Origin of the sequence: Pseudoalteromonas sp. C12FD-1 (genome assembly GCF_037414265.1) — a bacterium.
Taxonomy (GTDB): domain Bacteria; phylum Pseudomonadota; class Gammaproteobacteria; order Enterobacterales; family Alteromonadaceae; genus Pseudoalteromonas.
In genome coordinates this window covers 97,469-110,153 of sequence record NZ_JBBEVD010000044.1, presented here as the reverse complement: position 1 = coordinate 110,153, position 12,685 = coordinate 97,469, and the positions used below count along the sequence as shown (strand labels likewise).

At 39.9% G+C, this 12,685-nt stretch carries 11 protein-coding genes and 1 pseudogene; 7 read left to right on the top strand and 5 right to left on the bottom strand.

Annotated features, from left to right (window positions below; all coding sequences use genetic code 11):
* Positions 1–121, bottom strand: a pseudogene (locus tag WDB87_RS04800) (alkylphosphonate utilization protein); the annotation flags it as partial.
* 305 nt (positions 122–426) lie between these two features.
* Here WDB87_RS04800 and WDB87_RS04795 point away from each other — a divergent pair.
* From WDB87_RS04795 to WDB87_RS04785, 3 genes are read left to right on the top strand one after another with little or no spacing between them, the layout of a single operon-like run.
* The gene (locus tag WDB87_RS04795; RefSeq protein WP_286247316.1) at positions 427–1,821 is read left to right on the top strand and encodes a RimK family protein; all 1,395 of its coding nucleotides are present in this window, start codon (positions 427–429) and stop codon (positions 1,819–1,821) included.
* 4 nt (positions 1,822–1,825) lie between these two features.
* Positions 1,826–2,935 carry a GNAT family N-acetyltransferase/peptidase C39 family protein gene (locus tag WDB87_RS04790; RefSeq protein WP_286247317.1) on the top strand — a complete coding sequence of 370 codons (1,110 nt, stop codon included), beginning with the start codon at positions 1,826–1,828 and terminating at the stop codon, positions 2,933–2,935.
* Positions 2,936–2,952: 17 nt separating this feature from the next.
* Entirely contained in the window at positions 2,953–3,465 is a 513-nt protein-coding gene (locus tag WDB87_RS04785; RefSeq protein WP_286247318.1) for an MgtC/SapB family protein, read from the top strand.
* 36 nt (positions 3,466–3,501) lie between these two features.
* On the opposite strand, the gene WDB87_RS04780 is transcribed toward WDB87_RS04785, so the two are convergent.
* Entirely contained in the window at positions 3,502–4,512 is a 1,011-nt protein-coding gene (locus WDB87_RS04780) for a GlxA family transcriptional regulator (protein ID WP_286247322.1), read from the bottom strand.
* A gap of 124 nt (positions 4,513–4,636) precedes the next feature.
* On the opposite strand from WDB87_RS04780, the gene WDB87_RS04775 reads away from it, so the two are divergent.
* Positions 4,637–6,544 (top strand): beta-ketoacyl synthase, encoded by a 1,908-nt coding sequence (locus WDB87_RS04775; protein ID WP_337849225.1) that lies wholly within the window; start codon positions 4,637–4,639, stop codon positions 6,542–6,544.
* 173 nt (positions 6,545–6,717) lie between these two features.
* A complete protein-coding gene (locus WDB87_RS04770; RefSeq protein ID WP_286247326.1) occupies positions 6,718–7,743 on the top strand; it encodes an energy transducer TonB in 1,026 nt (341 codons plus the stop codon).
* Between the two features lie 56 nt (positions 7,744–7,799).
* On the opposite strand, the gene WDB87_RS04765 is transcribed toward WDB87_RS04770, so the two are convergent.
* Both WDB87_RS04765 and WDB87_RS04760 read right to left on the bottom strand, forming a co-directional pair.
* Positions 7,800–8,984, bottom strand: coding sequence for a DUF1624 domain-containing protein (locus WDB87_RS04765; protein WP_337849224.1), 1,185 nt, complete (start codon positions 8,982–8,984; stop codon positions 7,800–7,802).
* A 142-nt stretch (positions 8,985–9,126) separates the two neighbouring features.
* A complete protein-coding gene (locus WDB87_RS04760; protein ID WP_058549073.1) occupies positions 9,127–9,543 on the bottom strand; it encodes an MgtC/SapB family protein in 417 nt (138 codons plus the stop codon).
* Positions 9,544–9,890: 347 nt separating this feature from the next.
* Here WDB87_RS04760 and WDB87_RS04755 point away from each other — a divergent pair, with 347 nt between their 5' ends.
* Positions 9,891–11,396: a BCCT family transporter gene (locus WDB87_RS04755; protein ID WP_337849223.1), complete on the top strand. Its 1,506-nt coding sequence runs from the start codon at positions 9,891–9,893 to the stop codon at positions 11,394–11,396.
* 72 nt (positions 11,397–11,468) lie between these two features.
* The gene (locus tag WDB87_RS04750; RefSeq protein ID WP_337849222.1) at positions 11,469–11,843 is read left to right on the top strand and encodes a hypothetical protein; all 375 of its coding nucleotides are present in this window, start codon (positions 11,469–11,471) and stop codon (positions 11,841–11,843) included.
* Here WDB87_RS04750 and fghA read toward each other — a convergent pair.
* Positions 11,797–12,639: an S-formylglutathione hydrolase gene (gene fghA / locus WDB87_RS04745; RefSeq protein WP_337849221.1), complete on the bottom strand. Its 843-nt coding sequence runs from the start codon at positions 12,637–12,639 to the stop codon at positions 11,797–11,799. The two genes, WDB87_RS04750 and fghA, sit on opposite strands and share 47 nt — an antisense overlap.
* Between the last annotated feature and the right edge of the window lie 46 nt (positions 12,640–12,685).

Sequence of the window (12,685 nt, the reverse complement as noted above, 5' to 3'; positions counted from 1 at the left end):
TTGCGTCTTCATCGTTTGTACTATTTGGGTTCCATTCATAGGCGCATTCAGGGCAAATAAGCAGTTGCTGGTCTTCGTAAACATATTCAGATTGGCACTGGGGGCAGGCTGGGTGTGACATTTATAACGCTCATAAAATAGTAATTTTGCGTATTTTAATCTGCATTAATAGGAAAATATAGTTAATCAATATTTTTTATCTTCACGCTAAAAATATCTCGTTTGTGTGGTTTTAAAAAAGGGCATATAAAGCAAATGTCGCTTAAGCAATTTAAGCGCTAACACTTACAGTAGGTATTTGTTAAAGCACCCATCGTATTAAGTGATACGCGCAATGCCCACTTAGTACGCTGGGTGTTTCTATTTATAGTGCTGAGTATTTTATTAGGCATGCTTTTTATATTTCTGACTTAACTAGGAAAAGTCGTGTTTAAAACCTTAATAGTGGTTGATAACAACGAGCAAACACTTGCTCAATCGTTCGAAAATGTCATTACGTTTAATAGTTACTTACGTGATTACCCAAAACATAATGAACCTAAAACCCGCATTATTAATTTATGCGACTCAAGCCAATACTTGAGTAAGGGTTACTATTGCTCACTGCTTGCAGAGGCGCGTAAGCACCAAGTTTTGCCAAGTGTAAAAACAATAAACGCGCTTAGAAGTGGCCAAGCTCCTATGTCAAATGTGGGGCAAATTGATGGCGAAATTTACTTTGGTAATGCCTTAAACGAATTACAAAGCAAAGCGGCTAAATCGGTATTTAAACAATACCCAGCGCCTATTTTATATGTAGATGAGCAAGGTTTGTTACAGCAAGGTTCGCTAAATACTTTAAACGATGAACAATATAGCAATTTTGTAGCAAAACTAAATACATTTACCCAAACACAATGGCGTATTGGTACTGTGCAGCGCCGTTTTAGATGGGACATGGCAATACTGGTTGATCATAACGAAAAAGTACCACCGAGCGATAAAGACGCCATTGCCCGCTTTATAAAAGCAGCGGCTAAACACGGTATTAATGCACAAGCACTCAGTTTTGATGAAATAGACAATATTGCCCAGTTTGATGCGTTATTTATTCGTCAAACTACAGCGATTGACCATCCAACGTATCGCCTTGCAAGTAAAGCGCAAAGCCTAGGTTTAGTGGTAATTGACGATGCTGAATCTATTTTACGTTGTTGTAATAAAGTGTATTTACACGATGCGTTTAATTACCAAAAAGTACCCAGTTTAAAAACCGTGGTAGTGGCTGATCAATCAGCGCAAACGCTTGAGCAATTAGAAGAGACGTTTACCTATCCGCTGGTGTTAAAAATGCCTGAAGGGTCGTTCTCAAAAGGGGTGTTTAAAGTTGCAAACCGCAGTGAGCTTGAAGCAAAACTAACCGAGCTGTTTGATTATAGCGCATTGGTACTTGCACAAGAATACATGTATACCGAGTACGATTGGCGAGTGGGTGTGTTAAATGGCCGTGCTATATATGCGTGTCGCTATTTAATGGCACGCAACCATTGGCAAATTTATAACCACGACGCTAAACGGTTTTTCTCGGGTGGTTTTGAAACGTTACCTACCTTTGAGTTACCAAAAGCTGTACTAGATGCCGCTTTAAAAGCATGCAAAACAGTGGGTAAAGGGTTATATGGCGTAGATGTTAAAGAGCATCAGGGCCGTGCTTATGTGCTTGAAGTAAATGACAATCCAAGTATTGATCACAAAGTTGAAGACGGCTATTTAGGCGACGAACTATACATGATCATTATGGATGAATTTAAACAACGTTTAGAAGCGCGAGGCCGTGGTTAATAACATGAGCAACCTTGTTATTAGAAAGGCAATTAGCAGTGATTTAAACGCACTAATTGATGTTGAAAACGCGTGCTTTAATAACGATAAATTGAGCCCGCGTAGCTTAAAGCGCTGGTTAAGTGCTAAGCACGGTATTTTGCTAATCGCAGAAAATAGCGAACAAGTATGCGGCTATGGGCTGGTGTGGTGCCATAAAGGCACGCGTTTGGCACGTTTATATTCGCTTGCTGTAAAACCCACAATGCAAGGTAAAGGCATTGCCAAAATGCTTTTAGCTGCGCTTGAAAAACAAACGTGTGAGCGCGGGCGAATTTACCTTCGTTTAGAAGTGGCCGTAAATAACGACAGTGCTATTGGGCTTTATAAAAGTTTGGGTTACAGAGTGTTTGGCCAATATAGCGATTATTATGACGATCACAGTGATGCGTTGCGAATGCAAAAAAATATTCGCCAAACGAGTGAGCTAAAAGTAGCGCGATTAACGCCGTGGTATCAGCAAACTACCGAGTTTACCTGTGGGCCAGCGGCGTTATTAATGGCAATGGGGGCACTTAAGCCAACAACCGAGCTTAGCCAATCACATGAGCTGGCACTTTGGCGTGAAGGTACCACCATTTTTATGACCTCAGGCCATGGTGGTTGCCATCCGTTTGGTTTGGCACTTGCCGCTAATAAGCGTGGTTTTAAAAGCGAGGTAATGGTTAATACCACAGAGCCTTTGTTTTTAGATGGCGTACGCAATGAAAACAAAAAAGTGGTACTTGCCACCGTGCATCAACAATTTGTAGATGGTATTGCACAGGCAAATATACCGCTTGTGCATAAAGATGTTGAGCTTGAGCATATTGAACAGTGGTTAAGCGAAGGCTTTAGTGTGCTCTTATTAATTAGCACATACAGTTTTGATGGTAAAAAATCACCTCATTGGGTGTGCGTTACCCACCTTGATGAGCACTGCGTGTATGTTCATGACCCGTTTTGCGAGCCAGGAAGCGACAAACAACTCGCAATAGATTGCCAGTACGTACCTATAGCACGCAGTGATTTTAGTAAAATGTCAGCATTTGGTGGCCAACGGCTAAGAACCGCAGTGGCCATTGCTAATAATTAATAGGTTTAATGTAAAGAGTGACTTTTTTAGATTTAATTGATGTAGCCCCTTATTCTTGGGCAGCCATTGGCACCGCCGCTTTTTGTGGTGCCATAATTGGTTTAGAGCGCCAGTTACGCGGTAAACCTGTGGGTATTCGCACATCTGCTTTAATAACTTTAGGCACGTATTTGTTTTTATCGACCGCGTTTAACTTACAAGGCGATGTAATTGATCATTCTCGTGTAGTGGGGCAAATAATTACAGGTATAGGCTTTTTAGGCGCTGGCGTAATGCTTGCAAAAGACGGAGCCGTAGTAGGGGTTACCTCAGCTGCAACCATTTGGGTGCTTGCCTCTATTGGCGTAATGATAGCCACCGACAATCTAGCTGCTGCCATTAAGCTTTCGGTGCTGGTGGTTGGTATTTTATATGGGGTAGATGTACTAGAGGCAAAATTTAAAAGCTTAAGTAAAGGCGTCCATACTAAAGTAAAAAATTATCAAAAACGTTACTACCGAAAAGACTTTAATGACCCAGAACGCCACTGATTTAACGCCACTAATTTAGTGGCGTTATTACTTGCATTAACCAAATAACTTTCTTCTCACTACTTTTCTATACTCGCTTGGCGTTTGGCTTAGCACTTTTTTAAATACGCGAGTTAGATGGCCTTGGTCGTTATAGCCAACCTCAAGCGCCACTTCTTGAATAGTTAAATTAGACGACGCTAATAACTCTTTAGCACCTTCAACCCGTAATTGTTGCCAATATTCTATCGGACTTTGGTTAGTGGCAAGTTTAAAGCGCCGTGTAAAGGTACGGTAGCTTAAACTAAATTGTGCCGCTACTTCTTGCAGGTTTAACTCGCTGGCTAAATTGGTTTTAAGCCAAAACTGAATTTGCGCTATTAGTTCATCTGGGTGGCGGTCAACCGCGCCTTCAAGGTAGCGCTGATCTTCGTAGGGTTTACGTACTTCGTGCGAAAAGTTACGTTCTACGTGCTGCGCAGCTGCTTTGCCGTAATATTGGCTAATAATATGTACGATCACATCGGCAAGGGCATTTAAGCTTGCCACCGTATACATGCGCTCAGATTGGGTGATAAAAAAGTCGGGCTTTAGGCTGACCAAAGGGTAGTCGTGGCTAAATTGTTTTGCATAATGCCAATGGGTTGTTGCGGGGTGCCCATCAAGTAACCCTGCCTCTGCAACTAAGCAATTACCAGTACCCACACCAATTAGTTGGCTGCCAGTTTCAAAACTTTCTTGCAGCCATTCAACCACTTCTTTATTAGTACGAACAACTGGGCGAGGGTTTCGCCATATACCGGGTACAATAATTAAATCGTTATGCGGTGCGTTGGCTGTAGTGAAATCGGGAACTATAGCAAGACCAGTACGGTTTTGTATTGGCTCATTATTTTTAGCAATTAAATTTATACTAAGTGGTCTAAAATCAGCTTGGTTTAAATGGCCTTTTGCATAGGCTTCGCCGGCTCTTAGCATTTCAATAGGGAGTGTTAAACTGGTAATAAGTAAATGCGGGTATACTGCTATGGCAATATTTAACGCTGGGTTTACTGATTTGTTATTCATGTGAATGCTCCGACCAGTACTTTTTGGCCTTTAATGCTGAATATTTGGCTATTAAAGCACAAAGTGCTGTGGTTAATCCATTTAAACTGTTTGCTTCTCCTATAACACGTTTTAAAGGTTAATTATGACAGCATTACCTGTAATTGTAGGCATGGGCGGTATTAACGCCGCAGGCCGAACTTCTTTCCATCAAGGTTACCGCCGTATCGTGTTAGATGCATTAAACGCACAAGATCGTAGTGAAACATTTTTAGGCCTCGCCACTTTAATGAACTTGGTACGCGTTGTTGATGGCCAATTACAAGATACAAACGGTAATAATGTTGAGCAAAGCGACATAGAAGCACGCTTTGGTGAGCAAATTATTGCTGGGACGCTTATTCGTAAAATTGAAAAAGAACATTTTGATGCAGATGCCACGCCTTGGCAGCAAAAAATGACCTTAAAGACATCTGACGAAAACGCAATTGTATTTGAAACTCGCGCACGTGATTTACCAACCCCTGTGCCTGCAAGCTGGAATGTGCAAGAGCTTGACGGCAAAAAAGTAAAAGTAACGATAGCCGCAGACTTAGACGTAAAGCTTGATTCTACACGTGACAACCCAATTAAATCGGCAGGGCAGTTTCCTACTGGGTTTGATCCATCAATTATGTATAACAGCCGTTATCAGCCACGCGGTTTGCAAGCCACCATTTTTGCTGCAAACGACGCTATTAAGTCAACAGGACTTGACTGGCAACGTATAATGAATAGCGTAGAGCCAGATAAAATTGGTACCTATTCAGCCTCTGTTATTGGCCAAATGGACGATAAAGGATTAGGTGGTTTAGTTAAAGCGCGCCAGCAGGGCGATCGTGTTAGTACTAAGCAATTAGCACTTGGCTTAAATACGATGTCTACTGATTTTATAAACGCGTACGTTACAGGTAATGTAGGTACTACGTTTTCTACCTCGGGCGCATGTGCCACATTTTTATATAACTTACGCGCTGCAGTAAACGATATTCAAGCTGGGCGTACCCGTGTTGCGGTTGTTGCAAGTGTTGAATGCGCTATAACGCCTGAAGTAGTCGAAGGCTTTGGTAATATGAGCGCCCTTGCAAATGTTGAAGGCCTGCGCCGTTTAGATAACTTAAGCAGTGAACAAGAGCCCGATTACCGTAAAAGCAGCCGCCCGTTTGGCGAAAACTGTGGTTTTACATTAGGTGAAGGCGCGCAAGTGACTATTTTAATGGATGATGCATTAGCACTAGAGCTTGGTGCAGACATTATGGGCTCAGTACCAGATGTATTTGTAAATGCCGATGGCATTAAAAAATCAATCACCTCGCCGGGCCCAGGTAATTACATTACCATGGCTAAATCTGCGGCATTGGCAACAAGCTTATTAGGTAAAGACGCGCTACAAAATCGCAGCTTTATTTTAGCGCATGGTTCAAGTACGCCACAAAATAGAGTAACTGAGTCACTTATTTATCATAAAGTAGCACAAACCTTTGCCATTGATAGCTGGAAAGTAACAGCGCCAAAAGCTTATGTAGGGCATACAATTGCCCCTGCTAGTGGCGATCAGCTTGCGATAGCGCTGGGTGTATTTAGCCATAATATTATGCCGGGTATTACGACTATAGATAAAGTTGCTGACGATGTTTATGCAGATCACTTAGATATACGTAACAGTCATTATGATTGCGGCGATATGGACATAGCTTTTATAAACTCAAAAGGCTTTGGCGGTAATAACGCCACTGCGACTGTACTTAGCGCTAAAGTAACAATGCAAATGCTTGCTAAGCGCCATGGTGAAAAAGCAATGAGTAATTACGCTGATAAGCATACATCTGTTGTTGCTGCGCAAAATACCTATAAAGCACAAGCAGATCTAGGCAAGTACGAATTAGTATACCGTTTTGGCGATGGCGCCATAGATGATAACGATATTGTAATTGGCGAAGAGGGCATTGAACTACCTGGTTTTGATAAAGCCATTTCGTTTACTACAACCAACTCCTATCAAGATATGTTTTAAGCACACATACTTGAATCCAAAGGCGCTGTTTAAGGCGCCTTTTTTTATGCTTGAATTTTACCTAGCTGAGTTTTGCTGCGATTAAAAAATAATCGCTTTTGTTGTTTCTTGTATTGCGTTTATGGGCTAGATTTGTTTTTATATTAGAAACATAATCTAGGATGGATAAATCGATGAAAAAACGTTTACTCGCACTTTCTTTAGCTTCAACCTTTACTCACCTATCTGCATCAGCGGATGACTTTGTACCTGCACAGGTAATAAATAAAAATTACGACCAGCTCACTAATACGTCACCACGCGCATCAAGGTTAGAAGGCATTAACTTAAGTAGCTACGTGGTTGATAAAAACGGGCAGGTGAGTGATATCGAAATTGTAGCCACGGCAGGGCAAAAAAAATATCAACGAGAAGTCGTCGATTACGTTTCTAAACTTAATTATAAAAGTGCACAAATTAATGGCGGTGCTGTTTCTACAGCTAAAACTATTACGGTAAGCTCACAAAATGTACATGCTAGTTTTTCAAACGATCAGGCATCTCCTGGCTTTTTTAAAGATTATGAAAAAGCCAGCCAGCTTATCGATGATAAAAAGTTTGATGAAGCTAAAACGTATATTACTGAGCTTGAAAACGAACATACTAAAAACACTGTTGAAATAGTTTTACTGGCTTGGCTTAAAAGCCAACATAGCTACTTTGTAAAGGATTGGAAAAGCTTTGATAAGTCTATTTATGAAGCCTTTTTGTTTAGAGATAACTTGCCGGATCAAATAAAAAAACGCGTTATTAAAAATGCGCTACAGTGGTTTATTTCAAAGCAAGATTACGTACGTGCTTACGATGCAATTGATGCATTAGGCGATATAGAATCTATAACCTTTTCAGAGCAAAACAAAGCGCAGCTATTAGCGCAAGTAAACGATATATATAAAAATTCGGGTGATATTAATCAGCAAATTTCACTTGAGTCTGAGCAGGCTGTTTTACCTTTATTGTCTAAAAGCGAAGCTGTATTAAAGGCTGAAAAACCATTGTCTAAAGTTCAGCTTAGATGTGAAAACAAAGTAGTGGATTACGATACAAGCGCTATTGATAAAATTGTAATTTCTAAAAATGATATGCGCTGTGGATTATTAATTAAAAGTGCTCATGCCCAAACTGTGACCCTAAAACAAAGTGGTAAAAGCTTTTTATAGCTATTGAGCAAGCTCGCTTATCAATAAAAACCCCGCAGTGTATGCGGGGTTTTGTTTTAAATGTATTTAGCAATTAAGCTGTGTTTGTTATTGCGCTTCCAACCTAAATAGCGTTTAGCAAGTAGCGTTGTTAACCCTATAACCACAGCTATAAATAATAGGGTTGCGCCATAACTCATACCGTAACCAGCTGGAAGGCCTACTAATGTATCTCCGTAAGTCATATCGCTAAAATTAAGCCCTAAAACGGGGATTAGTAGCCAAGCTAATGCGTGCAATAAGTACAAATGTACAAGGTATGAAAACATACTGGTTTTTCCGAGCACTTGTAAAAAGTCACGAGAAAAATCGGTTTTTAGATGGCTTAAACACTTAAGTGCAATAAGCCCAAGGCCAACTGTGAGCAACATGAACTGTAATGACAGTGGGTACTTTGTAGGGTTTAAAAACGACATAACGGTTTCAAACGTATGGTCATGAATTGTAAAAGTTGAAGTATCGCCGTATAAATTAAAACCTCGTAATACTGCATATAAAGCTAAGCAACTTACACCAAGTAAAGCAGCATGGTTTATTGATTTTGTACTGTATTGTTTTGCTTTGTAATAAACACCAGCGCAATAAGCGAGTGCCATTAAGCCTACAATGGGGGCTACAGGGTAGGTTGTTCTGATTTTAAAATCGAAAGGCAGTTCGAGTACATTTTTTTGATGAACGATAGACCAAAGCGTATTTGCTAGCGTATTAGGCTCAAAACTTACACCATCAAACATATTGTGGCCAAATACTAATAATAGGCCAGCTATAAATACAGCATGTAGGCCAATTAAACGAAGCAGCCCCAGCATTACAAATCCCCAGCCAATAGCCCATATAACTTGTGCGTATAACATTGGAAATAACGGGTTAAAGCTCCACGACCATGAGACGATTGTAAATTCAAACAAAATAAGTACCAAACCGCGAACAATCAAGTTTTGTGAAAATGCTTTGGTGGAGGCATATTTATGCTCGGTTATAGCCGCCGAAAGCCCCGCTAAAAATACAAATAAAGGGGCGCAAAAGTGTGAAACAAAGCGCGTAAAAAAGGTGAGGGGATCAGTCCCTGGAATAGTCATCGGGTCGGTGACTGAATAATTTAGGCAGTAATACATGCCATGGTCTATCACCATAAAAATGATGATAATACCTCGAAGTAAATCAATGTGATGCAATCGAGGCGTTACGGATGGGGTCGACATAGTTAAGCTCAAAACGCGTGTTGAAAATTTACCGGTATTATATGTTATATAATAACGCCATGCGAGTTTGAGGGAGTTAGTTTATGTGCATGTAAGCTGCACTTTTTAAAGTTGGTAAAAAGTTTAGTATTCAGATTTGTGGCTATTTAAACTTTTTAACGTACCTGAGTGTTATAAAATTAATAACAGCGAGCAGTATCGCTATTTCATAACGGCTGTAGGCTACAGCAATGCCAATTAACCCCATATTCCAGATACTTGCTGCGGTTGCAGTGCCTGATGTTGACTTATTATTTTTTAAAATTGCACCACCGCCTATAAAACCAATACCAGTGATTATGCCTTGTAGCATTTTAGACTGCGCTTCTGCGCCATCTAAAACCGACATAGCTATTAATGCATACCCACACGATGCTACGGCAACTAATGGAAAAGTTCTTAACCCTGCACCATCGTGGCTGCGCTCTCTATCGTAAGCCATAGGAAGAGCCAGTAAATAGGCTATGCCGAGGTGAATTAAATTATCTATGATTTCGTTCCATTGTAAATCAATTTCCATTGTTATTCCTGTTGGTAAAGTTTGTAAATTAATAGCAATAGATAAGCCAACTTAAAACTAATTATAAAACAGTGACTTATTAGTTAATTGTGCCCCTAAAGTTAAAAGAACTAGAAACATTTACACAATCAGTTACGCTTTTACTCAATAATGAACATAAATAGCAATGTGCAGACGTTGCTTTTGAGAGAATTTAAATAACACGTTTTTCATTACTTCCGCCGAGGTTTTCACCTATTAAACCCTAAATTAGCTCACTTAATTAAGCAATTGGCATAAGAAGATTTGAACTGTGTATTAAAGCGCCTTATTCTTTTAAACATAAACAACATATGCGCGAGAGCCACTTGCACTTAACAACTCCAAAGCTTGAAAAAACAGCCTTATTTCTTTGCATTAGTTTATCTATTGTCGCTTTTTTATTTCCTGAATTACTAACGACAAACTTACAGCCAATTATTAATGATTTATTAGGCTTGTTAGGAGCACCATTTTTTATTTTGGTAAATCTTTTACTATTTGCGGTAATTGTTATTGCGATTAGCCCAATTGGGCAACGTAAAATGGGTGGAGAACAGGCCCATATTGAATTTAGTCTGTTTGGCTGGCTTTCTATGCTTTTTGCGGCAGGAATGGGATCGGGGCTCATTTTTTGGGGTGTAGCAGAACCTGCACTTCACTCAGTTAATCCTGTACTAAAACAAAGTTTATATGCAAACACTCAAACGAGTGGCTTGGCGCTTACACTTGTAAACTGGGGAGCACATGCATGGGCACTGTATGCGGTGTTTGGTTTAGTTTTAGGAGGGCTTAGTACTCAAAGTGGTAAAGCTGGCGATATAACCGCGCCTGTAATTAATGCAACCAAAGGGATTATTAATAGAGGTTGGCAATTAAAGTTGAGCTTTAGTATTAAACTTATAGCCATATTTGCAATATTTTTTGGCGTCGTAGGGACTATTGCAAACTCAACGTTATTGCTTCGTAAAGGATTGGAGTTAAAGCTTGGCGTTGAGTCGGTATTGCTTTCAGGTTTTATTATAATTAGTTTGATCGTTATTTTGTATACGGCTTCGGCAAAGCTTGGCCTGAAAAAGGGTGTTCAAGCGCTGAGTAAGTTTAATGTTTTTTTAGCTTTTGGGCTGATTATATGGTTATTGTTTTATGTACCGATAAAACCAATTATTGATATAGCAATTGGGGGGACTTGGGATTACATTCAACTTATTACTACTGGTACTTGGCAATTAGAAAGCGTACTTAAAAACCCTGAGTGGGCAAATGGTTGGACCTATAATTATTACTTTTGGTGGTTAGCTTGGGGGCCATTTGTAGGTGTGTTTTTAGCTAAAATAAGCCAAGGTAGACCGGTTTGGCAATACATTATAGGCGTAGTGTTTGTGCCTACTTTTGTCACCATAATATGGTTTAGTGTTTTTTCGGGGTCGGCTATAGCGTGGGACCAAACGCACAATGCAGGTATTTTAGCGGCTATTAAAGCCGATTATACTCAAGGGTTATTTGTATTTTTTGCACAATTAGGCTGGCAAGGAAGTATTTTAATTTGGTCAAGCTTACTGCTTTTGCTGATTTTTGTAGCAACATCGGCAGACTCAGCAATACTTGTAATAAAGGAGTTAAGTTCGTCAAATAAAAATATGCATACTAATAACTCAGCTAGTTTATATGGGTGGGCTTTTGCTTTAGGTTTATGTGCCTTAGTATTACTTGTTCAAAATAACGAGCCACTCAATAGAAGTGTTGCCATTATTGGTGCGCTTCCGTTTTTGGTTATTTTTATTTTACAGCTGGTGGGTTTTATTAAAGAGTTTATAAGTGAATTTAAGCACTAGCGCTTACATATTTTTACAATACTATTTATAAGGTTGTATATAATTTAGGTAATATTTTGATCAGGATACATCATGAGAACGTTAACTGTATTTTTATGTGTTATTTACCTAAGTGGCTGCACAGTCGCCGGTGCCATAATTGATGGCCAGGCACAGTCAAATGCACGTGATAATAAATATAGTAATAGTCCTGCTCGTTCAGAGCCTTATAAAAATCCACTCGAACCTGTACCTAAAGACAAAAACGGGTTTAGCTTTACCGATATAGGATTGAAAATAGATTCATTGCTGATCAATTTAGTCAAAGGTGAGGGCAATACGGTACAAGTTTGCAGGGAAGTGAATAAAGTATTGAAAGAGTGTGTAGAAGTAGATAGATCCGAACTACACACTAATGAAACTACGCAGATAAAAACTGACTATGAAATGATAAGTGTTGGTCAATAAAACTGCTTATAAAAAAGTAGCTATGATCGTAGCCTGGTTGCACTTCAATACTAAGCGGATAGCCTTTATTTTTAGCAACAGCCGCTAAGTTTTGTGGCTTAAGTTGCTCCTCTAAAAACCCATCGGCATCACCCTGTGTAACAAGCATAGGGAGAAAATCAGCCTGTTGGGCTTTTTTCATCAACTCGCACGAATCGTATTGAGCCCAAAGCTCTTTATCAGTGCCTAAATAACCCGTAAACGCTTTCACGCCCCATGGGCAATCAATTGGATTTACGATAGGACTAAAGGCCGATGCGCTAACAAACGCTTTAGGGTTTTTAAGTGCCACCATTAAAGCGCCGTGCCCGCCCATAGAGTGACCGCTAATTGCTTTAGTACTGGTCACTGGAAAGTGTTGTTCAATAAGTGTTGGAAGCTCATCCACCACATAGTCATACATATTAAAATGTGTATTGAACGGTGCTTGTGTCGCATTTACGTAAAAGCCAGCGCCTTGGCCAAAGTCGTAATTATCGTCATCCGGGACATTATTACCACGTGGGCTTGTATCAGGCGCTACAATAGCAATGCCCAGCTCAGCCGCTTTTTTAAATGCGCCGGCTTTTTGCATAAAGTTTTCATCGGTACAAGTTAAGCCCGACAACCAATATAGCACCGGCACTTTATTTTTTTCGCTTGCGCCAGGGGGTAAAAATACCGCAAAACGCATTGTGCAATGGGTACTTGTTGCTGCGTGGGTATATTGTTTGTGCCAACCACCAGCTACTTTTGTACTTGAGATATTTTCTAACATAAAAATCCTTAAAAGCCGCAAACCTTTAGGTTTTACGGCTTTTTAA